Consider the following 1,946-nt stretch of genomic DNA (forward strand, 5'->3'; position numbering starts at 1 on the left):
GCCGGCATCGAGTAACGCAGCACGGCTGACGCCGTCAATCAGCGACAATCGGGCCATTGGCGCATCCGGGGCCGCCAGCGCGGCTTCGAGCAGGCAGACAAAACTGTCGGCCATGTGCCCGATCGTCGCCGGGGTAAACAGGTCGCTGCAATAAATCCACGACATGGCCAGGCCTGCGCCATCGTCCTTTACATCGAGCGTCAGGTCGAACTGCGCAGTGCGTTGCGCCGACTCCATCGGCTTCACGCTCAGTCCAGCCAACGAGCCCGATTCCTGTTCATTATTCTGCAGCGACAGCATGACCTGGAACAGCGCCGCATAGCTGAGCGAACGCGCCGGATTGAGCGCCTCCACCAATTCATTGAACGGCAGTTGCTGGTGCGCATACGCCGCCAGTCCAGTCTCTCTGCATTGGCGCAGCAGATCCGCAAAACTGCCCTCACCGTCGATCTGCACCCGCAGCACCAGCGTGTTGACGAAGAAGCCGATCAGTGCGGCCACCTCTGGCTGTTCCCGATTGGCTATCGGCGTGCCTATGGCGATATCATCGGCGCCGCTGTAGCGCGACAGCAGCGCGCTGAACACTGCGTGCAAGCCCATGAACAGGGTTGCGCCCTGTACGCGACAAGCCGCCACCAGCCGCGCGCTCAGCTCCGCATCCAGGCGGCTGCGGTGTAATGCGCCACGAAAACTTTGCTGCGTGGGGCGCGGATAGTCCAGCGGCAGGCTGTGCACCGTCGGCAGGCCAGCCAGCTTTTCTTCCCAGTAGCGCAATTGCTGCGCATGGCGTGCCTGCTGCGGCTCCTGCTGCTGCCAGTACGCGTAGTCCGCGTACTGGACAGGCAACGCTGGCAGCGCCAGCGTCCGCCCCTGCGCCAGCGCCGCGTAAGCCTCGCAGCACTCGCGCACCAAAATCGCACTGGACCAGCCGTCTGAGGCGATGTGATGCATAACCAGCACCAGCACATGACGCTCATCCGACAAGCGCAACACGCGGCCCCGCAGCGGCAGATCACTGCCGAGGGCGAACGGGCGCGCGCATTCCGCCTCGACCGCTTGCTCCAGCGTTTGCGGCGTGATTTCATCGACCGGCAACTCGAACGCCGTTACCTCGTGCACCTCCTGCCACACCGTGTCGCCATCGCTGGCATAGACCGTGCGCAGCACCTCGTGCCGCCGCACCACTGTTAGCAGCGCCGCATGCAACAGCTTCAGATCCAGCGCGCCGCCCAGTTCCAGCACCTGCGGCATGTGGTACTGCGTGCTGATGCCACCATTAAAATGGTCAATCAGCCACAATCCCTGCTGACTAGATGATAGAGGGCAACGTTCCCCCTTCGATACGTGCGCCGTGATCAACTGTTGCGCCGCCTTGGCAGCCCGCTCGACAAAGTGCTTTTCCAGCGCATCGCGCTGCAGACGTAAATGTCCAAGTAGGTCATCACCGATTTCCTGCGGTCTGGCACCAATGAACAGGCGCCCATCCTTGAGGCCAATTGAAATATTTCGCGTTTCAAGCGCTTGCAGTAACTCATGTAATGTCATAACCAGAACCCCTCGCTAGTATCCTGAACATTGGCGCTTAGACGCGCACTCAATGCATTTTCTTCAATTAACATGGCAATCATTCCAGCCTGCAAATGCAATACGCTTTGTTCAAAAATTTTGTTCAAGCTAAAGTCCATATAGAAGGTGTCGCGAATGGTCGATGCCAAGCGCATCGCCAGCAGGGAATGGCCTCCCAATGCGAAGAAATCGCTATGACGGCTGATGGGCCCAACTCCAAGCAGCTCTTGCCAGATAGCAGCCAAGGCGCTCTCCACTTCCCCCTCCGGGGCCGAGAAATCCGCATCAGTAACAGCATTCATGTCGGGAGCAGGCAGCGCACGGCGATCGAGTTTCCCATTCGCTGTCAGCGGCCAAGCCGTCACCGGGATGTACAGCGA

At 60.2% G+C, this 1,946-nt stretch carries 2 protein-coding genes; both read right to left on the reverse strand.

Annotation, left to right across the window (positions count from 1 at the left end; all coding sequences use genetic code 11):
• A partial coding sequence (locus SJI03_RS28700; RefSeq protein WP_322429442.1) for a condensation domain-containing protein occupies nucleotides 1-1,545 on the reverse strand: 1,545 nt, incomplete at its 3' end.
• Nucleotides 1,542-1,946, reverse strand: a 405-nt coding sequence (locus SJI03_RS28705; RefSeq protein WP_322429443.1) for a phosphopantetheine-binding protein, incomplete at its 5' end; no start/stop codon positions are given. The genes SJI03_RS28705 and SJI03_RS28700, both read right to left, overlap by 4 nt.

The organism is Janthinobacterium sp. GMG1 (assembly GCF_034427795.1).
Lineage (GTDB): Bacteria > Pseudomonadota > Gammaproteobacteria > Burkholderiales > Burkholderiaceae_D > Janthinobacterium.